Annotated in this window: 21 protein-coding genes; 13 read left to right on the top strand and 8 right to left on the bottom strand. The window is 69.6% G+C overall.

All coding sequences use genetic code 11. From position 1 onward, the window contains the following. Positions 1 to 7 precede the first annotated feature (7 nt). From HUW62_RS00845 to HUW62_RS00870, 6 genes are all read right to left on the bottom strand, one after another. A complete protein-coding gene (locus HUW62_RS00845; RefSeq protein WP_176433274.1) occupies positions 8 to 1,852 on the bottom strand; it encodes a glycosyltransferase family 39 protein in 1,845 nt (614 codons plus the stop codon). Then, positions 1,849 to 2,799 (bottom strand): hypothetical protein, encoded by a 951-nt coding sequence (locus HUW62_RS00850; protein WP_176433275.1) that lies wholly within the window; start codon positions 2,797 to 2,799, stop codon positions 1,849 to 1,851. The genes HUW62_RS00845 and HUW62_RS00850 overlap by 4 nt, the downstream gene beginning before the upstream one ends. Further along, positions 2,786 to 3,298, bottom strand: a complete 513-nt coding sequence (locus tag HUW62_RS00855) for a hypothetical protein (RefSeq protein WP_163865232.1) — start codon at positions 3,296 to 3,298, stop codon at positions 2,786 to 2,788. Before HUW62_RS00855 ends, HUW62_RS00850 begins: the two co-directional genes overlap by 14 nt. 74 nt (positions 3,299 to 3,372) lie before the next feature. Next, positions 3,373 to 4,338 carry a CarD family transcriptional regulator gene (locus HUW62_RS00860; RefSeq protein ID WP_163865231.1) on the bottom strand — a complete coding sequence of 322 codons (966 nt, stop codon included), beginning with the start codon at positions 4,336 to 4,338 and terminating at the stop codon, positions 3,373 to 3,375. A 72-nt stretch (positions 4,339 to 4,410) separates the two neighbouring features. After that, on the bottom strand, positions 4,411 to 4,623 hold the full coding sequence (locus HUW62_RS00865; RefSeq protein WP_163865230.1) for a hypothetical protein: 213 nt from the start codon (positions 4,621 to 4,623) through the stop codon (positions 4,411 to 4,413). Between the two features lie 88 nt (positions 4,624 to 4,711). Further along, positions 4,712 to 7,042 carry a serine/threonine-protein kinase gene (locus HUW62_RS00870; protein WP_163865229.1) on the bottom strand — a complete coding sequence of 777 codons (2,331 nt, stop codon included), beginning with the start codon at positions 7,040 to 7,042 and terminating at the stop codon, positions 4,712 to 4,714. A 236-nt stretch (positions 7,043 to 7,278) separates the two neighbouring features. Between HUW62_RS00870 and HUW62_RS00875 the strand changes: the two genes are divergently transcribed. After that, positions 7,279 to 8,166, top strand: a complete 888-nt coding sequence (locus HUW62_RS00875) for an App1 family protein (RefSeq protein ID WP_240356315.1) — start codon at positions 7,279 to 7,281, stop codon at positions 8,164 to 8,166. 86 nt (positions 8,167 to 8,252) lie between these two features. Further along, on the top strand, positions 8,253 to 9,089 hold the full coding sequence (locus HUW62_RS00880) for a hypothetical protein (RefSeq protein ID WP_176433277.1): 837 nt from the start codon (positions 8,253 to 8,255) through the stop codon (positions 9,087 to 9,089). A gap of 3 nt (positions 9,090 to 9,092) precedes the next feature. Here HUW62_RS00880 and HUW62_RS00885 read toward each other — a convergent pair whose 3' ends face one another. After that, positions 9,093 to 10,403 carry a hypothetical protein gene (locus tag HUW62_RS00885; RefSeq protein ID WP_176433278.1) on the bottom strand — a complete coding sequence of 437 codons (1,311 nt, stop codon included), beginning with the start codon at positions 10,401 to 10,403 and terminating at the stop codon, positions 9,093 to 9,095. Between the two features lie 508 nt (positions 10,404 to 10,911). Between HUW62_RS00885 and HUW62_RS00890 the strand changes: the two genes are divergently transcribed. Together HUW62_RS00890 and HUW62_RS00895 are read left to right on the top strand one after the other, a co-directional pair. Further along, complete coding sequence (locus HUW62_RS00890) at positions 10,912 to 12,207, top strand: hypothetical protein (RefSeq protein ID WP_176433279.1); 1,296 nt, start codon at positions 10,912 to 10,914, stop codon at positions 12,205 to 12,207. A 309-nt stretch (positions 12,208 to 12,516) separates the two neighbouring features. Next, positions 12,517 to 14,319, top strand: coding sequence for an acyl-CoA dehydrogenase family protein (locus tag HUW62_RS00895; RefSeq protein WP_163865224.1), 1,803 nt, complete (start codon positions 12,517 to 12,519; stop codon positions 14,317 to 14,319). Between the two features lie 10 nt (positions 14,320 to 14,329). Here HUW62_RS00895 and HUW62_RS00900 read toward each other — a convergent pair whose 3' ends face one another. Continuing rightward, positions 14,330 to 15,037, bottom strand: a complete 708-nt coding sequence (locus HUW62_RS00900) for a PilZ domain-containing protein (RefSeq protein ID WP_163865223.1) — start codon at positions 15,035 to 15,037, stop codon at positions 14,330 to 14,332. Positions 15,038 to 15,301: 264 nt separating this feature from the next. On the opposite strand from HUW62_RS00900, the gene mraZ reads away from it, so the two are divergent. Genes mraZ through murD form a run of 9 tightly spaced genes read left to right on the top strand, consistent with a single transcriptional unit; the run spans position 15,302 to position 25,102 of the window. Continuing rightward, positions 15,302 to 15,754, top strand: coding sequence for a division/cell wall cluster transcriptional repressor MraZ (gene mraZ, locus HUW62_RS00905; protein WP_141648205.1), 453 nt, complete (start codon positions 15,302 to 15,304; stop codon positions 15,752 to 15,754). A gap of 46 nt (positions 15,755 to 15,800) precedes the next feature. Then, the gene (locus HUW62_RS00910; protein WP_163865222.1) at positions 15,801 to 16,187 is read left to right on the top strand and encodes an STAS domain-containing protein; all 387 of its coding nucleotides are present in this window, start codon (positions 15,801 to 15,803) and stop codon (positions 16,185 to 16,187) included. 4 nt (positions 16,188 to 16,191) lie between these two features. Then, positions 16,192 to 17,106: a 16S rRNA (cytosine(1402)-N(4))-methyltransferase RsmH gene (gene rsmH, locus HUW62_RS00915; protein ID WP_163865221.1), complete on the top strand. Its 915-nt coding sequence runs from the start codon at positions 16,192 to 16,194 to the stop codon at positions 17,104 to 17,106. Continuing rightward, the gene (locus HUW62_RS00920; protein ID WP_163865220.1) at positions 17,103 to 17,507 is read left to right on the top strand and encodes a cell division protein FtsL; all 405 of its coding nucleotides are present in this window, start codon (positions 17,103 to 17,105) and stop codon (positions 17,505 to 17,507) included. Before rsmH ends, HUW62_RS00920 begins: the two co-directional genes overlap by 4 nt. Continuing rightward, positions 17,504 to 19,522 (top strand): penicillin-binding protein, encoded by a 2,019-nt coding sequence (locus tag HUW62_RS00925; protein WP_163865219.1) that lies wholly within the window; start codon positions 17,504 to 17,506, stop codon positions 19,520 to 19,522. The genes HUW62_RS00920 and HUW62_RS00925 overlap by 4 nt, the downstream gene beginning before the upstream one ends. A gap of 51 nt (positions 19,523 to 19,573) precedes the next feature. Beyond that, positions 19,574 to 21,097, top strand: coding sequence for a UDP-N-acetylmuramoyl-L-alanyl-D-glutamate--2,6-diaminopimelate ligase (locus HUW62_RS00930; RefSeq protein WP_163865218.1), 1,524 nt, complete (start codon positions 19,574 to 19,576; stop codon positions 21,095 to 21,097). A 32-nt stretch (positions 21,098 to 21,129) separates the two neighbouring features. Further along, the gene (gene murF / locus HUW62_RS00935; RefSeq protein WP_163865217.1) at positions 21,130 to 22,533 is read left to right on the top strand and encodes a UDP-N-acetylmuramoyl-tripeptide--D-alanyl-D-alanine ligase; all 1,404 of its coding nucleotides are present in this window, start codon (positions 21,130 to 21,132) and stop codon (positions 22,531 to 22,533) included. Then, positions 22,533 to 23,711, top strand: a complete 1,179-nt coding sequence (mraY, locus tag HUW62_RS00940; RefSeq protein WP_141648328.1) for a phospho-N-acetylmuramoyl-pentapeptide-transferase — start codon at positions 22,533 to 22,535, stop codon at positions 23,709 to 23,711. The genes murF and mraY overlap by 1 nt, the downstream gene beginning before the upstream one ends. A 23-nt stretch (positions 23,712 to 23,734) precedes the next feature. Continuing rightward, the gene (gene murD, locus HUW62_RS00945) at positions 23,735 to 25,102 is read left to right on the top strand and encodes a UDP-N-acetylmuramoyl-L-alanine--D-glutamate ligase (protein ID WP_176433280.1); all 1,368 of its coding nucleotides are present in this window, start codon (positions 23,735 to 23,737) and stop codon (positions 25,100 to 25,102) included. The last annotated feature ends 3 nt before the right edge of the window (positions 25,103 to 25,105 follow it).

Raw genomic sequence — 25,105 nt, forward strand, 5'->3', positions numbered from 1 at the left:
CAGCAGCTCACCGTGACTCGGGCCTGACGTAGACGACCACCTGCGGCGTCTCGTCCAGGTACAGGCCCGTCGCCGGCGTGCGCGTGCCGAAGGCCTGCCACGTCTGGAACTCGTACTCGCGAAACTCCTGGTGGTACTGGTACGCGACGATGTCCGCGTCGAAGGGACTGCCCACCGCGCGCAAGTCCGGCCGGAGCATGCCGTTGCGCTGGTAGTCGCGGAACGAGCCCCCGTGCACCTCATGCAGGAACAGCCGCGCGCCCGGCTTCGCGTGCTCGTTGATCCACGGCAGCACGCCGGTGACGTGGCTGGACCAGAACTGGCGCTGCATGCCCAACGTCGCCGCGCCCGCAGCGCCTCCCGCCAGCTCAGAGTAGGCCGCCGTCCCGTAGGGGAACACGCGCGCCGAGTACACCAGCGCGGGCGCCAGGAGCAGCGCGAACACGCCCGTCACCACGGCGACACCCGGCAGCGAGGGCCAGCGCTCCTTGAGTCGCTCCACCAGCACCGCGCAGCCTCGCGACACCGCCTGTCCGGCGAGCAGTCCCAGGAACACCATGGACGGGAACCAGTGCTTCACCCCGCCGAAGTGGGGCACCTGGGGGTGGCTGATGATGAGGATGGACGTCACCGCGTTCACCCCGACGAGCGCCTCCGCCATCGTCAGGGGGCGCACCCAGGCGCGTGTCCGCTCGAGCTGCCCCAGCACCACGCGCGCCGCCAGCGCGACGAAGCCCGTCACCATGGGCGCGAAGAGGCTGGTGGGCACCGTGAGGGCCGTCTTCACCACCACGTAGGACAGGGGGAAGGGAGGCTCGCGCAAGAGCGTGCCCAGATAGAACCACGCGTAGTGGTTGTGCTTCGCGTGGAACGCCAGGTACCACGCGGTGCGGTCCACCGGCTGGTGCCAGAGGTAGGGCCAGTGCAGATAGAAGATGACGGGGCCGAGCACCGCCATCGCCGCCACCGGGACCAGCGCCCGCGTCACCGGCGCGCTCACCTTCTCCATCCCCTTGAGCGTCCACGCGCCGCCCGCCGCGAGGCTGACGAAGAGCAGCGTGTGGGGACTGAGCAGCAGGAACTTCTGCTGGAAGCCCTCTCCGCCACCCAGTGACAGGACGAGGAGCCCGTAGAACACCGCCACCGCGGAGAACACGCCCACGAAGCGCAGGAGCCACCCGCGCGCCTCGGGCTCACTCTCGCTCGCCGTCCAGGCCCGCCACAGCGCGAAGGGCGTCAGCACGAAGGGCAGGAACAGCGCGTTGTGCTTGGTGGCCAGCGCAAGTCCGAAGGCCACGCCACAGGCCACTCCCCACCGCGTGTCCTCCAACGCCCGCCAGAAGCAGTACACGACGAGCAGCCACAGCGCGGCCACGGGCAAGTCGAAGCACGCCAGCTCCGCGTTGAAGTACTGGCGCGGCACCAGCATGAAGGCGAACGCGGCGAACAGTCCGGCGGTGCGTCCATACAGCGCGCTGCCAAACAGGAAGCTCAGCGCGGGCACCATCGCCGCCAGGGCGAAGGCCGGCAGCCGGAACGCCGTGGCCGAGCGCATCCACCCCAGCGTGTCGTGGAAGAGCAGGTGGCTCAGCCCGAACAGCGTCTTCATCAGCGCGGGGTGCTCGTGGTTGTAGTCCCACGCGCGGACGATGGCCGCGTCCGTCAGCGCCTTCGCCGGCGAATGGAAGAGCTGCCGGAACCAGCTCGCGTAGCCCTCCGCCGCGGCGAAGTAGACGCTCTCGTCGCGCGTGTAGCCCACCGCGGACTCCGTCAGCCACAGCGCCACGAAGGCGAGCGCCCACAGCGCCCACGCCACGTATTTCTCGTCCCGGGTGGCGGGCCTGCCCATCATTCCTTCACCCCCACCGCCGGCTCCACCCCCAGCACGTCCAGGCACACCGCACGCCGGTCCGGATTCTGTGAGCGGACCCACACCTTCACCGTGCGCGCCTCGCCCGGAGGCAGATGGACCTCCGACTTCTTCACGCCCTCCTGGCCTGGCGCTATCGCCACTTCCATCAGCCGCGCGCCACTGGCCGCGTCGTCCACGCCCAGCACGGCCGGCGTCAGCTGCGCGTCCCGGGGGAAGGCGTACTCGAAGATGATGCCGCCCTCCAACCGCAGGCCCACGTCGCCGGGCACACCGTCGAACTCCGCGACGAGGCGCCGCGCTCCACCCGGCGCGGGCATCCACAAGCAGCGGCGCGGCTCATAGAGGATTTCGTGCCACTCCCGCGCGACGTACACGTTGCCCGGCCCTGGGCAGCGGTGCGCCGTGCCGTCGAAGGGACAGGGCTGGCGCGCACCGTCGTCGGACTCCAGATACACCCGCGCGCGAGACACGAGGTCCGCGGCATCGAAGCGGCGAGGCCGGTGGCGACCATTCTCGTAGAGGGCCAGCGACAGCGGCCCCTCGTGCGTGGCGGTTCCCACGGCGCGGCGCTCCGGCAGGAAGCTCGCGAGGAAGGCGTCCTCGTCCGAGCGCGGCAGCTCCGGCTGGCCCAGCACCCAGACGCGCGGATGCGCGGAGAGGTCATCCCGGTCCGAGCCCAGGTAGCCGTAGACGGGCAGCGACGGCGGGAGGAAGAGGCGGGCGCGCTCCGCCCACCAGGGGAACAGGAGGACGGCGTCACCAGGACGGGCCTCCGCCTGGAGCCGCTCCGCCACCGCGCGGTAGCTCGCCTCGGAGGGGAGCTTGCCCGGCAGTCGCAGGTGGAAGAGCAGCGCCAGGAGCGCGACCAGCAAGAGGCCCCCCAGCTCCAGGAGGGGCAGCGCGCGTGCGGTGCTAGGACTTCGCAAGGCGAATCTTCTGCTCGCTCTTTTCCCGGCAGAAGGTGCAGAAGATGGGCTCGCCCGAGTTGAACGACGGCGTCCAGGGCGGGTACATCGAGCACCGCGGGTCCAGGCAGTGGTGCAGCTCCCAGAGGTGGCCGAGCTGGTGGAGCGCCTGGCGGGCCACCGGCTTGAAGCTGGCCTCCAGGTCCTTGTGGGGCTGCAGGGTGATGACCGCGCGGTCCTTGCCCTGGCGCGAGAAGCCCGGGGTGGGGGCCACGCCGCTGGGCAGCTCGCGCTCCTTCAGCTTGCGCGATGTCAGCAGCAGCACCTTGTCATCCTGGTAGGCGCGAATGCCCTTCACCTGGTCCAGCAGCTTCTCGGCGTCGAGCGGCTCGCCGAGCCCGGGAGGAATCTCCGCGCTGCCGGAGTGCTCGCTGCCCACGCCGAACGCCGTGTAGAGCGTGCTCTTGAGCTTGGCGAGCGGCTTTTCCTCGAAGGGGTCCAGCGTCACGATGCGAATCACGGGGCGTCACCTCGGCGCAAAGGGCCCTCGGAGGGGGGCCATGAGCACCGCCCCCGGGACTCGGGTGTCGACTGTCAGTCCTCGCCACCCTCGGCGGGCTTCGCCTTGGGAGGACGGCCACGCTTCTTGGGCGCGGCGGGCTCGGCGCCCTCCGCCTCGGGCGGCTTGGCCTTGGGCGGACGGCCGCGCTTCTTGGGCGCGGCGGGCTCGGCGCCAGGAGGAGGCGCCTCCGGCTTCGGCTTGGGCGGACGGCCGCGCTTCTTCGGAGCGGCGGGCTCGGCGCCCTCGGCCTCCTCGGGCTTGGCCTTGGGCGGACGGCCGCGCTTCTTGGGGGCGTCTTCGTCGGAGGACTTCTCCTCGGACTCCTCGCCCTCTTCCTCGGAGTTCTCCTCTTCGGCGGGCTCGGCCGGCGCCTCCTCCTCGGAGGGCAGGTCCAGGTCTCCGTCGAGCCCCAGCAGGTCGCCGTCCAGACCCAGGTCGTCTTCCTCTCCGCGCGCGAACTCGGCGGCGGTGCGCTTGGGGCGCTCGCGGCCGGGCGGGAAGAGGACGATGTCGATGGCGTCTTCGGCGTTGACCTCGGCGGTGCCGAGCGCGGCGGCGACTTCCGACACCAGGAGGTGCCGGGCATTGTCGTACAGCTCACGCTCCTTGGTCGGCAGGGGCCGCAGCTCGCTGAGGATCTGCAGGTCCTTCACGACTTCGGCCAGGCCCAGGATGCCGCCTTGGGTCATCCGTTCCAGGTTGGTGCGAGCGCGCTGCTTCCAGTCCAGGTCGGCCTTGTCGCCGTCCGAGCGCAGGAAGGCGAAGACGCTCTTCACGTCCTCGGCATTGGCGACCTTGCGCACGCCGATGGCCACGACCTTGGCCTCGGGCACCATGACCACGGCGCCGTCTTCCTCCCGGCGCATCGTGACGAAGACGAGGCTCTGTCCCGCCACTACTTTCGTGTCGATGGCGGTGACGCGGCAGACACCCTGATTCGGATAGACGACCCGGTCGCCGACCGCCAGCTGGTTGAGTGACGCGGACCCTTCAGGCATGTCCCCCTCACGGGCAGATGGACGTCAAAGGAGGTCCGGGCTTAGCACCGGTTCGCGTTCGACGCCACGAGATTACCGGTGAACCGACGCCGTGCGTTCGCCCGTTCGCTGTGCCTCCAAAAGGATGCCCAGAAGCTCCTTCTGCCGTGCGTCCAGCGCCGCCTCCACCTGCGCCTGCGTCGGCCCTGCTTCCGTGCTCCCTGGCCGCGCATCCACGCGACCGGACAGCCCCACCGTCCCCAGCACCACCGCACCTACGACGGCCACCGCCATCAGCTTCAACATGTTGAGCCCTCCTTGTCGCCCAGGGTAGGGGGAGGGCCCGGAGGATCAACTTTTCGGCGACAGGTCGCTGCACGGCTGTAGCAACCCGTCAACGCGTGGGGCGCTCGTTGCGTCGCTCGGGCTGCGCGGTGGGGATGACCTCCAAGAGCAGGGTGCCGGTGTTGTCCGCCAGGTTGTCGTCCGGGAAGGCGAGCTGGAGCCAGGACGCGCCCCTCAACCGGGATGGCTGCCCCACTTCCAGCAGCGCCAGGCCGCTGGGCGAGCCGTCGGGGCCCTGGTCCGTGCCCACCAGGCCGAGCACCCGTCCCACGGGACCGCCGCCCAGGCCCCGCGTCCGGGCGGGCTCGGCGGTGTAGCGCAGCACCACTTCGTACGTGGTGCCCGGGTCCAACGCATGGAGGACGAAGCGGTCCGCGCGCGAGAGCTTCACCGCGTGGTGGCGCGCGTCCAGGCGGAACGGCGGATGGGTGGGGCCGCCCAGCTCCCGCACGCGCACCTGGAGCCCGCCCCGGTTGTCCTCGCGCCGCGCGTCCAGCGCGAAGACATAGAGGACGGTGGCGTGGCGGATGAGCTGCTCGTCGGGACCGAGCAGGCCGAAGGACTCGTGCGCGGGCAGTTCGCTGTCACCCTCCACGAAGTAGCCGGCGTGCTCCACGGCCATCGGTCCCCCCAGGGACATGCGTCCCTCGGTGTGCACCAGGTAGGTGCGGGCCGGGTCCAACGACACGCGCGCGGCGGACGTCAGCGGGACGCGGAAGGCGTGACTCACGGCGGACAGGCGCTGGCCTCCGGGAGCCCAGTCCGCGTCCTGGAGCAGCGGTTCGTGCGGGGCCTTGTCCTCGGCGAGGGCGGCGGCCCCGGAGGAGGGAGTGTTCAGTCGAGGACGGAGCCGCGCGTGGACCGCGAGGGTGTTTCCCCGCTCCGCGCGCACCACCTGGCTCCACGGCACCATGCCGGGAATCTGGACCTCCAGCAGGTGCTCGCTGTCGGCGGGCAGGTGGGTGAGGAGGGCGGGCGTGACGGAGCCCAACATGCGGCCATCCACCCGGATGGTGGCGCCGGGGGGCGAGGAGCTCAGCTCCACGGAGAAGGTGCCGTTGCGCCCCATCGCCATCACCAGGAGCGCCACGCCCACGGCGGCCAGCACCGGCGCGCCCAGCACCACCGCGCGCGGCAGGCGGAAGCCGCCCGGAGGCCGGGGCGCGGGATGGGGCGGCTCGGTGGGCGCTTCACTCTCCGGAACGGTGGAGGGCTCCGAAGGGCCGGGCACCGCCGGGATGGGCTGGGTGGTGCGCTCTCGGCGGCCCTCTCCGGGCGTCGGAGCGCGAGGGACCGGGATGGACTCGGGCGGCGGAGGCAGGTCGAGCGGAGGCGGCTCGTGGACGGTGCGTCGGTCGGCGGGAGCGCGCGTCCAGCGAGCCATCTGCGCGAGGAACTCGCGCGGCAGGAGCACGGGCCGTCCATCCGCCACCAGCTCCGTCTCGAACAGGTAGCCCATGAAGTGGGCCAGCGCGCTGGAGGAGACGTCGGGCGTGGCGGTGTGCAGGTAGCGGGTGAGGGCCTCGGCGAAGGCCTCGGCGGTGGGGTAGCGCTGGTCGCGCTCCACGGCGAGGGCGGTGAGGAGGATGCGCTCCAGGGCCGGTGGGATGTCCGGCTCCAGCTCGCGGGGGCGCGGAAAGTCGCCCAGCGCGATTTTGCGCATCACGTCCGGGATGGCGCCTTCGAAGGGCAGCCGCCCGCACAGCGTCTCGTACAGGAGCGTGCCCGCCGCGAAGATGTCCGCGCGCGCGTCCAGCTCCCGGCCCCGGGCCTGCTCCGGCGCGAAGTACGCGTACTTGCCCTTGGCCTCTGTCTCGTCGGATTCGTCGCTGGCGCCGTGGCCCGCGAGCCGCGCCCGGGCGATGCCGAAGTCCACCAGCTTCACCTGGCCCTCGAAGCTCAGGAGCACGTTCTGCGGGCTGACGTCGCGGTGGATGATGTGCAGCGGGCGGCCCCGGTCATCCAGGCGGGTGTGGGCGTAGGCCAGTCCCTTGAGCACCTCCACCGTCACCAGCAGGGCCAGCGGTTGGGGTAGGGTGTAGAGCCCCTTCTCGCGGGCCCGTCGCAGCACCCGTGACAGCGGATGCCCGTCCACCCACTCCATCGCGATGAAGTACTGGCCGCCCACTTCGCCGAAGTCGAAGACCTGGGCGATGTTGCCGTGGCTCAGCCCCGCGGCGATGCGCGCCTCGTTGACGAACATGGAGACGAAGGCGCTCTTGTCCGCGTAGCCCGGGAGGATCTTCTTGATGACGACGGGCTTGGTGACCCCCGCCACCGCGGTCATCCGGGCGCGGAAGATCTCCGCCATGCCGCCCGTCGCGATGCGCTCGAGCAACGTGTACTTGCCGAAATCGAGCCCTTCGGACGGGTGCTCCACGTGTCTTCCGGCTCCTCTGGGCGCACCGGGCCGATGTGCTGCCCCTCCACGACTCCAACACGCCTCTCGAAACCTGCGCGAAGCTATCATCAGGGCTCTTGAAACGTTAACACGGGAAAATTCCGTTGACCATGCTTGCTCGGCTCTTTGTCCTGGGTGTTCTACTGGGGGGTTCCGACGTTCTGGCGGCTCCAGCGGTGTTGCTCGCGCCTGTGTTGGGATTGCCAGAGCGCGTCATGTTTCAGGGACGCGTGCTGAAGGAGGCGCCCTCGGACGGAAGCTCGGCGCTGTCGCGCAATGTGCGGCGGTTGGTGGCCCCCAACTGGGAAGGCGCGAAGGTGTCGGTGCGCTTCCAGGGCGTCACCGCCATCGTGACGAGCGGGCATGACGGTGGGTTCGAAGTGACCTTGATGCCGCCCGAGGGAAGCCGCTTCAAGGAAGGCGCCTCCGAAGCGGAGGCGTGGGTGGAGGGCGCCATCGCCAGTGCCCGGGTGGAGGTGCTGCCGGCGACGACGTCGCTGCTGGTGGTCTCCGACTTCGACGACACGGTGGCGGTGACGCAGGTGACGAAGCCGACGAAGCTGGTGCAGACCGCGTTGCTGAAGGACTCCGACACGCAGGAGGTGGTGCCGGGCATGGCCGCGCTCTACGGCTGCATGCGGGGCGTCGGGACGTCGTCGGCGTTCGCGCTGGTGAGCGGCTCGCCGGTTCAGTACCTGCCGCGCGTGCGGGGGTTTTTGGAGCGGCACCAGTTCCCCGCGGGCTTCGGCGTGTACCTGCGGGATTTGGGCCCTTCGTCGCTGTCCAACTACAAGCAGCCCATCATCCGCCGGCTGCTCACGCAGTTCTCGCTGCCCGTCGTGTTGGTGGGGGACTCGGGGGAGAAGGACCCGGAGGTCTACGCGCAGATTCGCGAGGAGTTCCCGGGGCGGGTGAAGGCCGTGTACATCCGCGACGCGGGGCGCACGAAGGACACGAAGCGCTTCCAGGACATGCTGCTGTTCAAGGACGCGCGTGAAGCGGCGGAGCACGCCGTGGGCCTGGGGCTGGCGGACGCGGCCTGTGTGTCGAGCGCGCTGCCGAAGCCCGCGCTGCCTGCCACGGCGGGTCCGTCGACTCCATGATGTTCGTTCGGTGGGACGCGGAGGCGCGGGGCCGATGGCGACTCTCGTGGCTTCGCCTCGCGACCTGGCGTTGCCTCGACACGCGGATGCGAAGCGCGTCCCTGGCGCTTCGAGGCTTCGTGGTGGTGCTGTGTCCGCTGCTCGCGGCGGTGGGCTGTCGCGAGGAGAAGGCCGCGGAGCCGCTGCAGTCGCTGAAGCCCGAGCCATTGCCCTCGCTCTCCACGGGAGCAAGCCAAGCGCCCGAGGACGGAGGGCCGCCTGTTCCACGCGATGCGCCCGGGTCCGTGCCCGTGTATGGCGAAGCGCTTCCGTCCAACGCGCTGCGATTGTCGCTCGCGGGTGAGCAGGTGCGGCTCGGCTCGGAGGCGTTCGAGCCCGCGCGTCCGGAGTCCCTCGCGCTGCTCGCGGAGCGGGTGAAGGGGCGTGAGGTCCTGCTGGTGCCGGACGCCGACACGTTCCTGGCGCAGGTGTCCGAGTTGCTCGCGATGCTGCGGGACTCCGCCAAGGCGGTGTGGCTGGCGCATCCAGACGCGCCAGTGGCGTATCCGCTCGTCTTGCGCGACGAGGACGGTTTCCGCGCGTGGCTGGCGGAGGTGGCGCCGGGAAAGCTGCGCATCATCCAGCGCGCGGACGGCTTCGAGTTGAGCACCAGCGTGGGCAAGCTCCCCGGGCCCGATGCGAATGGCCCCTCGGTGCCGGTGCGTGAGGGGCGCCAGGACCTGGCGATGCTGCGGCACGGGCTGCGACTGCTCGAGGGACGCTTCAAGCAGTCCGAGGACATCTGCCTCGTGCCTTCGTTCGGCACCGAAGTCTCACAGGCCGCGCGGGCGCTCGGAGCCGTGTACACGGCCCCGGGCGAGCCCTTGTTCGACACCCTGTGCCTCGTCTTCCCGACGCCGCCCCACGTCAGGGACGCGGGCTGACGTTCAGGGCTCGAAGTTGAACAGGAACAGGTCCGACCAGCCGTTCGCGGTCCACGTGTTCGCGCCCACCTTGAGCGTGTCGTGGAAGAGGCCGAGGACCGCGGCGCGGCCATCCTTGGAGACAGCGACGGAAGCCGCGTCGAGACCCGGCGAGCTGCGGTCCAGGCCGCTGGGGAAGCTCTGCACCCAGCGGCGCTGGCCCTGGAGGCGGTCGAACTTCGCGACGTAGACGTTGGCGGCGCTCGACGGATTGCCGGCCAGCGGGCCCAGGATGCCCAGGTCCGAGCTGCCCGCCTGATAGCCCCCGACGACGGTGACGCCGTCGCGCTCGTCCATGGCGACGCTCTCGATATCGAAGCCGAAGTTCCACGCCCAGCGCTCCTCGCCATCAAGAGTCCAGGCGGCGACGAACGCGTCCTGGTCGATGCCCAGGTTGCCGGTGGAGGCGTGGGACTGCCCCGCGAAGGTGAAGGAGTTGGCGTACGTGCCAACCATCACCACGCGGTTGCCGTGGGCGGCCACGCCATAGGCGAAGCCCAGCGCGCCGAGCAGTCGACGACGCCAGCGCGGCTGACCGCTGGGGGAGAGGCTGACGAGGTAGGGCTCCGCGATGCTGGTGGTGCCATAGGCGTCTCCGCCCACGTAGAAGTGGCCCTCGCTGTCGACGGCGGCGGCGCGCGCGAGGCTCTGGAACGCATTCACGTCGACGAAGCTCCACAGCCTCACGCCCTCCGGGCTGTGCTTGTAGAAGGCGAACCGGGGGCTGGCATCTCTGACGACGTAGCCGCCGATGCCGATGTTGCCGTCGCGGTCCGTCACCAGCGTCTGCACCCAGATGTCCGAGCTGGGGATGGGGCGCAGCCAGAGCAGTCGGCCATTGGCGTCGAGCTTCACCAACTGGAAGCCTTCGCTGAACAGGCTGCTGCCAGGACTGACGCCGATGGCCTCGACGATGATGACGATGTTGCCCTGCGCATCCACCGCATGACGAAAGGCGTAGAGCCCGCTGATGACGCGGATGACGCTCGGCTTGCCGGCGGCATCATGGCGGATGAGCGCGACGGCCTGGTCCGTCGGACCTCCGGGGGCTCGGATGGGGCCCGCGCCCACGTTGACGCTGCCGGTGAAGTTGACGAAGGACACGAATCCGCCGTCCTTGGAGGAGGCAATCCGTCCGCTCTCTTCGCCGGGTCCGCTGAGCTGATGGGCCCACGACAGGCCTCCCACGAGCGGCTCGGCGGCAATCGCCCGTGCGCCGCTCGCGATGACGCCCATGACGCACAGCCACGACAACACCTGCGTTCTCATCCGCATGACAGCTCCCCATTCACAGGAGCGGAAAGGGGCCCCTGTTTGAAGTGAGGACGCATGGGTGGTCACTGTGAATGGCGAGGGCCCGAACTGGCGGACGCAACTGTCCCTCACGGCACAATCACGCGGGAATGACGGCGGGGCAGCCACCTCCCCGCGGGGTTCTTCGCGCGGGGGAGGGTGCCTGAGCGTCGATGTCTCCGTGGACACGCGCGTGGCGCCGGTGGGCGGTATGCCCATGCCGGGGAATGAGCAACCAACCGAGGCGTCGGGTGTCAGCGGAACGGTGTTCGTTTCCGGCTACCCGAAAGCCTCGCGGGAGGATTGCCGCGAGCCATCGCGGCGCGGAGCTTCAATCCTGGTGCCCTCCTCACCGCCTCGCTTTCGATGACGTCTCAACGGCGCGGGGTGTGGACTGGCGCGCTCGCCATGTCGACACCGGCCCCGTTTCGAATCGTGTCAGTCCATGCGGACCGGGCTGGTGGCCCGGTCTCCTCTCGGAGGTCAATCCATGCGGAATCGACCGATGTGGTGGTGTGGCGTGGTGATGATGGCGGCCCTGGTGCCGACGGGGGCCTGGGCCTTCGCTGAAGACGTGTGCTACCCGCTGGGCGCGGGGACGGTGGCGAACTGCACGAACCTGCCGTCGAGCTGTTCGCTCCGGGAGCCCACGAGTGCACGGTGCCGGGCCGAGTCCCTGGCCGTCCTGACGAATGCCCCGTCCCAATTCAATGGCGGCCGGAGCGTCGTCCACTCGGATGCCACCTACCTGTTGGCGCGGGCGGTGGGCTTCTCCTTCTCCGATGCGTATTGGATTGCCGCCTACAACGAGGCCACGGACCTGGGCCAGTTCATCCCTCGCGACATCCATGGGCAGCCCGTCCCGGAGGCGGCGGCGCTGACCACCGTCGACATCAGTGGGCTGGTGCGCACCGACCTCAAGACGGGTGGTGTCCTCTACCATTACCTGGCGCCTCGCAGCGGGGGCTCGGCGGTGCCATTCCCAGGAGTGAATGGCCTCAAGCCGGAGGTCAACGACGCGGACACCGAAGGGATGCTCACGCACATCCGTGCCTGGGCGATGGCGGGCACGGGCACCACCGCGCCGTTGTGCACCGCGGGCCTGACGGTGCCGAGTCCGGGCGGGGACCTGTCCACGGGTCCGGCGTGCTACACGGACGACGGTGGCCAGTCCGTGCCGGTGCGAGGGCTCATCGGATTGTTTGGTGTGGCCGCTTCGATTCCCTTCACGCTGGCCACGGGGACGCAGGTGTTGTCCGTGTCTTCCGATGGCAGCACGCCGAACGTGCTCGCCACCGGGTTCGATACGTGGGTGGGCGGAAGCTCGGCCCATGTGGAGGACGCGCGGCTCGGCATCTATCTGCACGCGCTGGGTGACCGCATCTCCCACCACGTCTGTACGGACCAGGCCGTGGTTGCGGGGCCCAATCCCATCGACGGTGGTTTCCGCGAGGACTTCATCGGCTACGAATGTGGACAGGGGCTCCACGCCTTGCGACACCTGTATGAGATTGGCGTCGACTTCTCCCAGCTCAGTCCCCAGGACCGCACGACCATCGCCGCGCTCTCCGCCGTCTATGACGAGCTGGTGGTTTTCGCTCGCGCGAGAGGGGTGCTCCTCGATGTCGCGACGACGCCCGCCTTCAAGGCCGCGTTGATTGAAGGGCAGCTCCTCCCCGCCCTCCAGACCAAGGATGTGATGTCCCGGCTCAACCAGCTCAGCGCCACCGCCTGTAGCCGGGGGTGGTCGCCGTTCCCGGGTTCGCCGAGCTGCCCGGCGAAATGAGCCGTCACCGACAGCCCCGACACGGCGTGGCCGTTGCGCTCCATGACGAGCGACACCGCGAGCGCTTCACGCGCCGAAGGCACGGTGGGTCCGTGTCCTCGGCGCACGGCGAGGCGGTTCCGCTCAGCGGAATGCTCGGATGTCACCTCGGTGCTCCGGTTCGAGACCGCCTGGCGAAACCGCCCGAGAGAAAAGGGCTGGCCTGCTCGCCACTCCTCCTATGATGCGGCACTTCATAGCTTGCCGAGGATGGGCCGCGTCTCCGCTCGACGGAAAGCAAGGCCCTCCGCGCATCTTGGGAGGTCATCGATGGCCGCAGTCAATGAGCCCGCCGCGTCGAAGGAAATTCCCACCGGAGGGGCCTTCCTCTTCCAGGAGGTCGGCACCTCCCGCTTCGTCACGCCGGAGACCTTCACCGAGGAGCAGCGCCTCTTCTTCCGCACGGCGCTCCAGTTCAGCCGGGAGCAGGTGCTGCCCCAGGCCGCTCGAATCGAGCACAAGGACAACGCGCTGCTGCGCGAGCTGCTGCGCCACGCGGGAGAGCTCGGCCTGCTCAGCGTGGACATCCCGGAAGCCTACGGCGGCACCGGCCTGGACAAGACGACGTCACTCTTGCTCGCGGAGGCGATGAGCCTCAACGGCTCCTGGTCCGTGACGTTTGGCGCGCACACCGGCATCGGCTCGCTGCCCATCGTCTGGTTCGGCAACGCCGCGCAGAAGGCGAAGTACCTGCCGAAGCTGGGCACCGGCGAGTGGGTGGCGGCGTACGCCCTCACGGAGCAGGGCAGCGGCAGTGACGCGCTGGGCGCGAAGACGAAGGCGGTGCGCTCGCCGGACGGCAAGCACTGGATTCTCAACGGCTCCAAGCTCTACATCACCAACGCGGCCTTCGCGGACGTCTTCATCGTCTTCGCCAAGGTGGATGGCGACAAGTTCACCGGCTTCATCGTGGAGAAGGACACCCCGGGCCTCACCGTGGGGCCCGAGGAGCACAAGATGGGCATCCGTGGCTCGTCCACGTGCCCGCTCTACTTCGAGGACGCGCGCGTCCCGGCGGAGAACCTGCTGGGCGAGGTGGGCAAGGGCCACAAGATTGCCTTCAACATCCTCAACTACGGCCGCTTGAAGCTGGGCGCGGGCGTGCTCGGGGGCATGAAGCTCCAGCTCGGCAACGCGCTGCGCTTCGTGCAGGAGCGCAAGCAGTTCGGCACGCCCATCGTCCGCTTCCCGCTGTCGCGCGAGAAGCTGGCGCGCATGGCCGCGCTCATCTACGCGCTGGAGAGCATGACCTACCGCACCACGGGCCTCGTCGACGCGCGCCTCGCCGCTCGCGACAAGTCCGCCCCCGACTACGAGGGGCATCTCCTGGCCGCAGTGGAGGAGTACGCCATCGAGTCGTCCATCATGAAGGTGTACGGCTCGGAGGCCCTGGGACACGTGGTGGACGACGCGGTGCAACTGCACGGCGGCGCGGGCTACATCGAGGAGTACCCGGTCGAGCGCGCCTACCGCGACGCGCGCATCAACCGCATCTTCGAGGGCACCAACGAAATCAACCGCATGCTCATCACCGGCATGCTCCTCAAGCGCGCGGTGAAGGGCGACCTGCCGCTGTTCGCCATGGCGGGCAACGTGGCGGAGGAGCTGGCGCGAGGCGAGAAGCCCCAGGCTCGAACGAATGACGCGCTGGCCCCGCAGGAAGTGGCCGCCGAGGTCGCCAAGCGCCTGGCCCTCCACGGCCTGCGCGTGGCGGCGGAGAAGTTCGGCCCGGAGCTGGAGCAGCACCAGGAGGTGCTCGCCGCGCTCTCCGACGTGGTGATGGACGCCTTCGCCCTGGACTCGCTGGTGACGCGCACGCGTCAGGCGGCGGCCGGCGGAGCGTTGGACCCTGTGCGGTTGGCGCTGGTGCGCCTGTTCGCGTTCGACAGCATCCCCCGCTCCTACGACAGGACGCGCCGAGCGCTGTGCGCGACGCTCCAGGGAGACGCGCTGGACACGGAGCTGAAGCGGCTTGCCACGCTGGACCTCTTCACGCCGTACAACCCCGCGGAGCTGCGCGAGACGGTGGTGGCCGCCATCGAGTCCGCCGGCGGCTACCCCTTCACGGAGTAGCGAAGCACCGTCACGGCATCCGCGTCACGGCGTCCATGCCAAAGCTCACCCGCGCCTTCCAGGGCGCGGGGGGCAGTGACTCCAGCGCGAGCAGCGCATCCAGCCGCTGCTGCATCGGCGCTCGCAGCCTGCCGAACGTCGCGCCGAAGCCCGGCGTCGCCTCGGTGGCGTTCTTCCGGGGCACCGACGACGTCCACACCACCTCGCCGTGCAACAGCAGCGAGCCGCCCGTCAGGTCCATCTCCAACAGGAAGGGCGTGCCCACGCGCACGTGGCGGGGCAGGGTGGGCGCCATCACCTCCAGCCCCACGCCGCCGCGGGAGATATCCCGGACGAGGAACGTCGGCGACAGGGGCGTGGCCTCCAGCGCGCGCAGGTGCAGCGGGAGCCGGGGAAAGCGCCGCAGCCCCTCCTGCTCCTGGGCGGCGAAGATCCGCTGGAGCACGGCGTCCAGCGCGGTGCGGTCCTCACTGGCCCCATAGCGCACGGTGACCAGGTAGTTGCGCTCCTCGCGGGGCTCCACCTGCACCACCTCGCCCAGGACCTCCACGGGGCGGGGCAGACCTCCGGCATGCAGCTCGAAAGTGAAGCGAGTCCCCAGCGGGAGACTGCGACGCGTCTGGAGCGTGGCGCCACCTTGACCCACGCTGCGCGTGTATTCCCCCACCAGGGACTGCGGGCTCTTGTAGGCCACCTTCAGTCGCACGTTCGTGTTCACGCGCCCGTCACTCTGCGCTCTTCCCCGAGCCAGCTCAAGTTTGCCCCCTCCCCATGGGTAGGGCGCCGCGATGCGCCAAACACCTGACCTTCCAGGTGTGACGGGTTGTCTGGATGTCGGGAACCCACTGGCGGCGTGTTCCAACCTGTTGCGCTTTCTTGACCCCCCCCAGGGGGCCGCGTATGAATGCCGCCCGGTAGTGGCAAGAAGTGGGAAGGAGTGGAGCTTCATCCCCTGAAGGGCTGAAAAGGTGGATCATCCCCCGTGTTCCGAGGCGTCTATGAGCACCAGATCGACGCGAAGGGGCGGACCAGCCTCCCGGCGAAGCTCCGGGAGACCTTGGTGGGGGCCTATGACGAGCGGCTCATCATCACCACGGCCCTGGACCGGTGCCTCCACGCCTACCCGGTGCGGGAGTGGGAGGCGCTCGAGGCGTCCCTCGCGCGGCGCAATCCGATGGAGCCCGGGGTGAAGACGCTGATGCGCCTGTACGTGGCCAGCGCTCAGGAGTGCCCGCTGGACAGGCTGGGGCGGCTGCTGATTCCGCCGTCGCTCAGGACGTATGCGGGGCTGGAGAAGGACGTGGTGTGGGCGGGGATGGTGAAGGTGATCGAACTTTGGAGCCGCGAGGGTTGGGCGAAGGCCCAGGAAGAGGCCCGGCAGGAAGCGGCCTCCGCGGACGTGATGAAGGTGCTTTCCGAGCTGCGGCACCAATAGCCGGAAAGTCGACAGAAGGTCGGAGTCCCGAGAGGGTGGCACGCGTATGAATCAGGTTCTGGAGGTCCGGCGGAGGGCGACGAGCGCGCTGGCGGGTACCGACCGCGTGGAGACGCTCATGCTGGAGGGCGAGCTGAGCGAGCAGGACCTGCTGAAGCTGTGCGACGAGCTCACCCAGCGGATGCACCGGGGCGTGCGTCAGGTGGTGCTGGACCTGTCCGAGGTGGGGCACCTCAACTACCGGGGCGTCAAGCCGCTGATGGCCCGCGCCGAGGCGTTCCGTCGCACGGGTGGAGACTTGAAGCTGTCCGGACTGTCGCCGTACCTGGCCGCCATCTTCCGGGCGGCGGGCGCGCACGACGCGTTTGAAATCTACCCGCACATGAACGACGCCCGCGCCGCGTTTTCACTCGCGCGGGCTCCCTTCGTCTGACCGCGTGGGGGACTTGGACTTCCAGCACCAGACCGTCCTTCTGCGTGAAGCGGTGGATCTGCTGCGAGCCGGAGCGGGCAAGGTGATCATCGACGGCACACTGGGGGGCGGTGGCCACACGGAGGCGCTCCTGGCACAGGGCGCGTCCGTGGTGGGCGTGGACCGAGACCCGGTGGCGCTCGCCGCCGCCTCCGCCCGCCTGGGGCCCAATCCCCGCTTCCAGGGCCGCGCCGGCAACTTCGCGGACCTGCCCCGCGTGGCCGCGGAGCTGCTTCCGGTGGACGGCGTGCTGGTGGACCTGGGCGTCTCCTCCCCGCAGCTCGACGTGGCCGAGCGCGGCTTCTCCTTCATGAAGGACGGCCCGCTGGACATGCGCATGGGCCCGGATGGCCCCACCGCCGCGGAGCTCATCGCGTCCACGGACGAGTCGGAGCTGGCGCTCATCCTCAAGGAGTACGGCGAGGAGCCCTTCGCCCGGCCCATCGCCCGCGAGCTCAAGCGCGCGCTGCCCACGCGCACGCTGGAGGCCGCCGAAGTCGTCAAGCGCGCGGTGCCTCGCAAGGCGTGGCCCACGCGGATCCACGTCGCCACCCGGACGTTCCAGGCGCTGCGCATGGCGGTGAACCAGGAGCTGGAGGCGCTGGACTCGCTCCTGGCCGCGTTGCCCACGCTGCTCAAGGTCGGCGGCCGCGCCGCGGTCATCTCCTTCCACTCGCTGGAGGACCGCAAGGTGAAGGAGGGCTTCCGCACGCTGGAGGGCCGCTGCACCTGTCCTCCGGGCCTTCCCATCTGCGTCTGCGCCAGCGTGGGCAACTTCATCGTGGTGACGAAGAAGGCCGTGGCCGCCTCTGACGAAGAGATTTCGGTCAACCCCCGCTCTCGAAGCGCGCACCTGCGCGTGTTGGAGAAAGTACGATGAGCAAGGCGTCCTCCCCGCGTGGCTCCGTGTCGTTGACGGGGGTGCTGTTGCACCTGCTGCCCGCCGTCCTCCTGTTCTCCCTCTTCGCTGGAGTGGGCATGCTCCACGTCACCAGCCGGGTGATGGTGGTGGACATGGGCTACCGGCTGTCGCGCGCGGAGTCGGAGAGCCGCTCGCTCACCCGGGAGAATGACCGGCTCAAGCTGGAGCTGGCCACGCTCAAGGCGCCGGGTCGGCTGGAGCGCGTGGCGCGTGAGCAGCTCGGCATGACGATGCCCGCCGGCAGCGCGGTGGTGTCGCTGTCCGCTGACAAGCCCTCGCGAAACAGCGCGTCGGCGTCCGCTCCTTCTCAAGACAATGCTGGCGTACGCGTGGCGGGCCGTGGAGGCTCGGGCCGGTGAGGGACTTCAAGGCGACACGGGCCCCGGAGCCCAACACGAAGGGACTGAAGCTGCGCGTGCAGCTCTTGTTCAGCCTCTTCCTGTTGCTCCTGGGCGTCGCCTTCGGTCGCGCCGTGCAGCTCCAGGTCTTCGAGCAGGAGAAGCTGCGCGGAATGGCGCAGGACCAGTACGTCCGCCAGATTGAGATTCCGGCCCGCCGGGGCGACATCTTCGACCGGCGCGGCACGCCGCTCGCCCAGAGCGTGGAGGTGGACTCCATCTGGGTGGACCCCTCCATGCTCCCCGACGTGCGTCAGGCCTCGCGCTCGCTGGCCAAGGCGCTGAAGGTGGACGCGGACGAGCTGGGCGCGCGGCTGGCGCGCTCCAAGCGCTTCGCCTGGGTGAAGCGTCAGGCCAAGCCCCAGGAGGTCGCCGCCGTGAAGGCGCTGGGCCTGCCCGGCATGGGCTTCACCAAGGAGCCCAAGCGCTTCTATCCGCAGCGCGAGCTGGGCGCTCACGTCGTGGGCATGGTGGGCATGGACGGCAAGGGCCTGGAGGGCCTGGAGCTGGCCTTCGAGGACGAGCTGTCCGGGCAGAACTCCCGCATGTCGGGCTTCCGCGACGCCAAGGGCCGCAAGCTGCTGGTGCAGGGCGCGTTGGATCCGCTGGAGCGCCAGGGCGCCGCCGTCACGCTGACCCTGGACCGGCATCTCCAGTACGTGGCGGAGAAGTCCCTGGCCAAGGCGGTGGAGGAGGCCAAGGGCATCGCCGGCATGGTGGTGGCCCTGGACCCGAAGACGGGGGAGATTCTGGCGCTGGCCAACCACCCCCGCTTCAACCCGAACACCCCGGAGAGCATCACCCGTGGCACGGTGCGCAACCGGGGCGCGCTGGACACCTTCGAGCCTGGCTCCACCACCAAGCCCTTCGTGGTGGCCACGGCGCTGGAGGAGAAGGCCATCACCGAGGAGAGCGTCTTCTTCTGCGAGAATGGCGCCTGGCGCGTGGGCCGCCACACCATCAACGATACGCACCCCTATGGCTGGACGGCGCCCAGGGGCATCCTCCAGGTCTCCTCCAACATCTGCATGGCGAAGATTGCCCAGGTGCTGGGGCGCGAGAAGATGGTGGCCGGCTACCATGCCTTCGGCTTCGCCGAGCGCACGGGGCTGGCCCTGCCGGGAGAAGGGCGGGGCGTCATCCCGTTCCCGAAGGCGGAGGTCTCCCTGGCCACCCAGTCCTTCGGGCAGGGAATGACGGCCACCGCCGTGCAGATTGCCTCGGCCTATGGTGCGCTGGCCAACGATGGCGTGCTGATGCGGCCCTACCTCGTGACGAAGGTGGTGGACCCCGACGGGGTAGTGCTGCTTGAGAATCGCCCCACCGAGGTCCGCCGGGCGGTTTCCGCGAAGGTGGCCAATCAGGTGGTGAGCATGCTCGAAAGCGTGGTGGTCAAGGGAGGCACCGCCCCCAAGGCCGCCATGGAGGAGTACCGGGTCGCCGGCAAGACGGGAACGGCCCAGAAGGCGGATCCGGTGGCTCGGGGCTACTCGGACAAGCGGATTGCCTCCTTTGTCGGCATGGTGCCGGCCGAGGATCCGCGCATTGTCATCCTCGTGGTGGTGGACGAACCCAAGACAGACGTGTACGGGGGGCTCGTGGCTGCCCCTGCTTTCAAGGAAATTGCGACCGCTGCCATGGCCCACCTGGCCGTGCCCCCGTCTCGGACGGTGGCACCCGGGGTGGCCGTGGCGGCAGCATCCTCCGTGCCTGTCGTGGCGAAGCCGGTGGCGAAGGCCACCGAGCCCGCTCGGCCGGCGTTGGAGGAGGCGGTTTCGGAGAGCCCTGAGCCCGGCACGGTGCGTGTGCCGGACGTCCAGGGTGCCGGAGGTCGCGAGGCCGTGGTGAAGCTGCTCGCCGCGGCTCTCGAGCCACAAGTACTGGGCAGTGGACGTGTGGTGTCTCAAACCCCCGCCGCCGGCTCGCTGGTGGAGAAGGGGGCCCGGGTGACGCTGGAGCTCGCGACGCGGCAATGAGGCCGCGCTCGTTCCAGGCCCCGCGCTTGCAATGCGTGTGAAGGGGAAGAGATGAAGCTGACGGATGTCCTCGCAGGGTGTGGTGCCGAGCAGACCTCGGGTGGTCGTTCCGCGGTCGACGTCACCGGTGTGACCCAGGACTCGCGGCATGTGAAGCCTGGCGACTTGTTCATCGCCATTCCAGGCACCAAGGAGGATGGTGCCCAGTTCATCGGGGAGGCCGTGTCACGCGGAGCCGTGGCGGTGGTCTCCGAGAAGCCGGTGCCTTCCTCGCAGGTGCCCTTCTTCAAGGTGGGCAGCGCGCGCAAGGCGCTGGCCCTCATCGCCGCGAACTTCCATGGCCGGCCGGCCGACAAGCTGACGTTGTTGGCCGTCACGGGCACCAACGGGAAGACGACGACGTCGTTCCTGCTGGAGGCGATGAGCGCGGCGGCCTACGTGTCCACGGGTGTCATCGGCACCCTGGGCTACAAGTTCGGGGGCAAGACGGTCGAGACGGCCAACACGACGCCGGATCCGCTGGAGCTGCATCGCATCTTCAGGGAGATGGTGGACGCGGGTGTGGAGACGGTGGTGATGGAGGTGTCCAGCCACGCGCTCGCGCAGGAGCGCGTGCACGGGTTGACCTTCAAGGCCGCGGGCTTCAGCAACCTGAGCCGCGACCACCTCGACTACCACAAGGACATGGAGGACTACTTCCAGGCGAAGCGGAAGCTCTTCGCGGAGAACCTGTCCGCCACGGGCGTGGCCGTGGTGAATGGCGACGACACGTACGCCAGCCGCATCTACAACGAGCAGCGCGGTCAGAAGCGCATGGCGTGGAAGTTCAGCCGCACGGGCGCCGGTGAGATTTCGGCCTCGGATGTCACCTTCTCGCTGACCGGCATCACCGGCACGCTGAAGACGCCCTCGGGCGACATCGCGCTGAAGAGCAAGCTGCTGGGGCCCCACAACCTGGAGAACATCCTCCTGGCGGTGGGCATCGGCATCGGCGCGGGCTTCTCGCGCAGCGACGTGAAGGTCGGCATCGAGCGGATGACGCCCGTGGCTGGCCGCATGGAGCGCGTGGAGAACTACGGCCCCGCCGGGGCGCCCGCCGTGTTCGTGGACTACGCGCACACCGACGACGCGCTCAAGCGCGCGCTGGAGGCTTCGCGCGCGATGGCCAAGGGCCGTGTCATCACGGTCTTCGGCTGCGGTGGAGACCGGGACAAGGGCAAGCGTCCGCTGATGGGCGCGGTGGCCGCGGAGGCCGCGGACCTGACGGTCATCACCAGCGACAACCCGCGCACGGAGGACCCGGACGAAATCATCAGCCAGGTGACGTCGGGCGTGGAGAAGGGCGGCCTGCGCCGCATCTCCGCGAACAAGGCGAAGTCGGGCGAGAAGGGCTACCTCGTCGAGGCGGACCGGCGCACCGCCATCGAGCAGGCCATTGCACTGGCGAGCGCGGACGACGTCGTCCTCATCGCTGGCAAGGGCCACGAGACGTACCAGCAGGTGGGCAAGGAGAAGCTCAGCTTCGATGACCGCCAGGCCGCCGCCAAGGCGCTGGCGAGCCGCACCGCCGGCTGAGAAGGCTCGCGGACGGGACGCCCCACACCCCTATGGCAGCTCGATTCAGCGACGAAGAGGTGGTGCAGGCGACGGGGGCGACCCGGCTCGGAAGTCCCGGGCCGGCCGCCTTCGAGGCCGTCTGCACCGACACGAGGGCACTCACCCCGGGGTGCCTCTTCGTGGCGCTGGTGGGTGAGCGCTTTGACGCCCACGCCTTCGTGGACGTCGCGGCGAAGGGTGGGGCGGCCGGCGCGGTGGTGGGGCGGGGCCGCGCCCTGCCCGCGCTACCAGAGGGCTTCACGCTCTACGAGGTCGACGACACGCTGATGGCGTTGGGGGCCCTGGGCCGCCACCACCGTCAGCGCTTCCGCATTCCCATCTGCGCGGTGGGCGGCTCCAACGGGAAGACGACCACCAAGGAGATGGTGGGCGCCATCCTCGCCACGCGCGGGCCGGCGCTGAAGACGGAGGGCAACTTCAACAACGAAGTGGGCGTCCCCCTGACGCTGTTCCGGCTGGAGCCCCAGCACGTGGCGGCGGTCATCGAGGTGGGGATGAACCGGCCCGGCGAAATCCAGCGGCTCACCCGGGTGGTGCGGCCGGACGCGGGGGTCATCACCGTCGTCCAGCCCGAGCACCTGGAGGGGCTGGGCAGCCTGCGGGGCGTGGCGGACGCGGAAGGGGAGATGTTCCAGGAGATGGGACATGGGACGACGATTGTCGTCAACGCGGACGACGCGCTCATCCCCGCGCAGGCCGAGCGCAGCGAAGCGAACCGGCTGACCTTCGGCCGCGCGGACGGCTCGGACGTGCGGCTGGTGTCGGTGGAGACGAAGGGCCGCGACGGCATGGTGGCCACGGTGCGCCACCTGGGCCGGGAGTGGCCGGTGCGGCTGGGCTTCATCGGTCCGCACAACGCGCAGAACGCGACGGCGGCCTTCGCGGTGGCGCTGGCGCTGGGCTACACGGCGGAGGAGTGCGTGAAGGGCCTGGAGGCGGCGAAGCCGTACGCGCGGCGCCTCAACGTGGTGGACGGGTTGGGAGGCGTGACGGTGATTGACGATTGCTACAACGCGAACCCCGCCTCCATGGACGCGGCGCTGGAGACGCTGGGCACGCTGGTGACGCCCGGGGGCCGCGCGGTGGCGGTGCTGGGCGACATGCTGGAGCTGGGGCCGGGCGAGTTCGAGGAGCACGCGCGGCTGGGCGGGCAAGTTGCAGGCAAGGCGGAGCTGGTGGCCTTCTTCGGCCCGCGCTCCGCGGAGGGTTTCAAGCACGCGGGGCTGGGTGGGTCCGCGGCGCATTTCACGGAGGTGGAGCCCCTGGTGGCGTGGTTGACGCCGAGGCTTCGTCCTCACGACGTGGTGCTGGTGAAGGCAAGCCGCGGAATGCGGCTGGAGCGGGTGGTGGCCGCATTGACGGGCACGACCGCGTCCTCCGGAGGAAACCACTAGTGCTGTATCTGCTCTACGAGCTCATCCAGAACACGGAAGCGGGGCGGGTTCTCAACTTCCTGCGCTACCCCACCTTCCGCATCATCGCCGCCGGAGTCTTCGCGCTCGTGCTGGGCATGCTGATTGGGCCGCGCCTCATCGCGAGGCTGCGCCTGAAGCAGCACGGACAGAGCAACGTCCGCGAGGACACGCCGGACTCGCATCAGAAGAAGAAGGGCACGCCCACCATGGGTGGCGCGCTCATCCTCATCTGCATCGCCGCGGGCACGCTGCTGTTCGCGGACCTGAAGAGCCGCGCCGTCTGGGTGGTGCTGCTGCTGACCTTCGGCTACGGCTTCATCGGCTTCCTGGACGACTGGCTCAAGCTGTCCAAGCGCAACTCGAAGGGCCTGGCGGGGCGCAAGAAGATGGTGCTGCAGACCGTCTTCTTCCTCATCGCCGTCTTCGGTCTGCTGACGACGTGGACGCAGCCGGACGGTTCGTTCGGCCCCACGCTGCTCATCAACACGCGGCTGACGCTGCCCTTCATTCCGTCCCACTGGTTCAACCTGGACCTGGGCTGGTTCTACGTCGTCTTCGCGTGGATCGTCATCGTGGGCACGTCCAACGCGGTGAACCTCACCGACGGCTTGGACGGGCTCGCGATTGTCCCCACCATCGTCTCCGCGATTACCTTCGCGGTGCTCTGCTACGTCGCGGGGACCACGCTGAGCATCGCGGACTCGGTGACGGTGGGCGGCACGACGAAGCTGGTGGCCACGCCGCTGTGGCAATACCTGGGCATCCTCCAGGTGCCGGGCGGCGCGGAGCTGGCGGTGTTCTGCGCGGCCATCGTCGGCGCGGGCATCTCCTTCCTCTGGTTCAACACGTATCCGGCCTCCGTGTTCATGGGGGACATCGGCTCGCTGGCGCTGGGTGGCGCCCTGGGCGGGCTGGCGGTGCTGTCCAAGAACGAGGTGGTGTCCGCCATCATCCACGGCATCTTCTTCGCGGAGGCGCTGAGCGTGATGATTCAGGTGGCCTCCTTCAAGATGACCGGCAAGCGCGTGTTCAAGATGGCGCCGGTGCACCACCACTTCGAGCTCAAGGGGCTGGCCGAGCCGAAGATCATCGTCCGTTTCTGGATCGTCTCCATCCTCTGTGGTGGCGTGGCGCTCCTGTCGCTCAAGCTGCGCTGATTCTCCCGAGGGGTGGAACATCCATGACGTTCGCGCTGTCCGGGCAGAAGGTGCTGGTATACGGGCTGGCGAAGAGCGGCGTGGCGGCGCTGCGCCTCTTGTCCCAGCGGGGCGCGAGCGTGACGGCGCTGGACGCCCGGAGCGAGGACGCGCTGGGCGACGTGGCCCGCGAAGTCAAAGCGCTGGGCGCCACGCTCGTCACCGACCCCGCGACGCCGGGCCTCCTGGAGTCGCAGTCGCTGGTGGTGGTGAGCCCGGGCGTGCCGCTGGCGCTGCCGGAGCTGCGCGCCGCCGCCGCCGTGGGCGTGCCCGTCTGGGGCGAGGTGGAGCTGGCGTGGCGCTTCCTGGAGTCGGTGCCGCTGTTCGGAATCACCGGCACCAACGGGAAGAGCACCACCACGGCGCTCACCGGCGAGCTGTTCCTCCAGGGAAAGAAGCGCACCTTCGTCGGCGGCAACCTGGGCCGGCCCTTCAGCGAGGCCGCGCTGACGCCCGGCGACTGGGACGCGCTGGTGGTGGAGCTGTCCAGCTTCCAACTGGAGGGCATCCAGACGCTGCGCCCTCGCGGCGCCGCCATCCTCAACCTCACGGCGGACCACATCGACCGGTACGCGAATCATGGCGCGTATGGCGAGGCCAAGGCCCGCATCTTCCACCACCAGCGAGAGGGTGACTTCGCGGTGGTGAACGCGGACGACGCGGACGTGCTCGGGCTGGCGCGACAGGCGCGAGTGCCCGTGTACGGCTTCAGCCTCACGGGCAAGCCCGTGGCGGACGCGCCGAAGCTGGCGGGGCTCGCGTTGGCGGAGGAGGGCGGCTTCCGGCTGGACTTCCAGGGCGAGAAGTACCGGCTGAACAACCGCGCGCTGCGAGGGGCCCACAACGCGCAGAACGCGATGGCGGCGACGCTCCTGGCGCGGCTGGGCGGCGTGTCGGCCGAGGCGGTGCAGGCGGGACTGGACAGCTACCCGGGCCTGCCTCACCGGCTGGAGAGCGTGCGGGTGCTGGACGGGGTGGAGTGGGTGAACGACTCGAAGGCCACGAACGTGGACTCCGTGCTCGTGGCGCTGCGCGCGTTCCAGGACGGGCTGTGGCTGATTGCCGGCGGCAAGGGCAAGGGCGCGCCGTACTCGCCCATGGTGGAGGCGGGACGGGGCAAGGTGAAGGGCGTGCTGACCATCGGCGCCGACGCGGAGTTGCTCGCCCGGGCGTACGAGGGGCAGGCGGCGGTGCATGCGTGCGGCACGCTGGCGGCCGCGGTGGCGAAGGCGCGTGCGCTGTCGAAGGCGGGTGACACGGTGCTGCTGTCGCCCGCATGTGCGTCGTACGATCAGTTCAAGAACTTCGAGGACCGGGGCGACAGTTTCAAGCGCCTGGTCGGAGCGCTGTGACGG

The organism is Myxococcus sp. AM011, from assembly GCF_013372595.1.
Classification (GTDB): Bacteria; Myxococcota; Myxococcia; order Myxococcales; family Myxococcaceae; genus Myxococcus; species Myxococcus eversor.

What these genes read in the sequence shown, in the direction of transcription:
- HUW62_RS00845 (WP_176433274.1), bottom strand. Translation starts at nt 1,852, where the DNA reads ATGATGGGCAGGCCCGCCACCCGGGACGAGAAATACGTGGCGTGGGCG.
- HUW62_RS00860 (WP_163865231.1), bottom strand. Translation starts at nt 4,338, where the DNA reads ATGCCTGAAGGGTCCGCGTCACTCAACCAGCTGGCGGTCGGCGACCGG.
- HUW62_RS00865 (WP_163865230.1), bottom strand. Translation starts at nt 4,623, where the DNA reads ATGTTGAAGCTGATGGCGGTGGCCGTCGTAGGTGCGGTGGTGCTGGGG.
- HUW62_RS00875 (WP_240356315.1), top strand. Translation starts at nt 7,279, where the DNA reads ATGTTTCAGGGACGCGTGCTGAAGGAGGCGCCCTCGGACGGAAGCTCG.
- HUW62_RS00880 (WP_176433277.1), top strand. Translation starts at nt 8,253, where the DNA reads ATGCGAAGCGCGTCCCTGGCGCTTCGAGGCTTCGTGGTGGTGCTGTGT.
- HUW62_RS00885 (WP_176433278.1), bottom strand. Translation starts at nt 10,403, where the DNA reads ATGCGGATGAGAACGCAGGTGTTGTCGTGGCTGTGCGTCATGGGCGTC.
- HUW62_RS00890 (WP_176433279.1), top strand. Translation starts at nt 10,912, where the DNA reads ATGCGGAATCGACCGATGTGGTGGTGTGGCGTGGTGATGATGGCGGCC.
- HUW62_RS00895 (WP_163865224.1), top strand. Translation starts at nt 12,517, where the DNA reads ATGGCCGCAGTCAATGAGCCCGCCGCGTCGAAGGAAATTCCCACCGGA.
- HUW62_RS00910 (WP_163865222.1), top strand. Translation starts at nt 15,801, where the DNA reads ATGAATCAGGTTCTGGAGGTCCGGCGGAGGGCGACGAGCGCGCTGGCG.
- HUW62_RS00920 (WP_163865220.1), top strand. Translation starts at nt 17,103, where the DNA reads ATGAGCAAGGCGTCCTCCCCGCGTGGCTCCGTGTCGTTGACGGGGGTG.
- HUW62_RS00930 (WP_163865218.1), top strand. Translation starts at nt 19,574, where the DNA reads ATGAAGCTGACGGATGTCCTCGCAGGGTGTGGTGCCGAGCAGACCTCG.
- murF (WP_163865217.1), top strand. Translation starts at nt 21,130, where the DNA reads ATGGCAGCTCGATTCAGCGACGAAGAGGTGGTGCAGGCGACGGGGGCG.
- murD (WP_176433280.1), top strand. Translation starts at nt 23,735, where the DNA reads ATGACGTTCGCGCTGTCCGGGCAGAAGGTGCTGGTATACGGGCTGGCG.